At 59.8% G+C, this 256-nt stretch carries 1 protein-coding gene; it reads right to left on the bottom strand.

The window, feature by feature from the left end; translation table 11 throughout:
* Window positions 1–256 (bottom strand): porin (locus LL06_RS24585; RefSeq protein ID WP_035533312.1); only part of this gene is annotated, 256 nt, incomplete at both ends.

Raw genomic sequence — 256 nt, 5'->3', positions numbered from 1 at the left:
GGAAAGCGCCGCCATTGTAGGTGTAGCTGATCAGGTTGGTGTCGAACGGGCCGTAGTTGCCGTCGTTGATGACTGCGCCAGCATAACCGGTCCAGGTGGTGAAGAACGATTCGTCCTTACCGATGCGGAGGCCGCCGAGCTGGATCCAGGCGAAGTTGACCGAGAACTCGTTGTCATTGGTGTAGCCAGCGACGGTGTCGTTGGTGTCCCACTGGAAGCGCAGCTCGGTGTAGGTGCGCAGGGTGCCCATTTCGGT

Origin of the sequence: Hoeflea sp. BAL378 (assembly GCF_000759435.1) — a bacterium.
Classification (GTDB): Bacteria; Pseudomonadota; Alphaproteobacteria; order Rhizobiales; family Rhizobiaceae; genus Hoeflea.
This window is presented reverse-complemented; position numbering and strand designations above follow the sequence as displayed.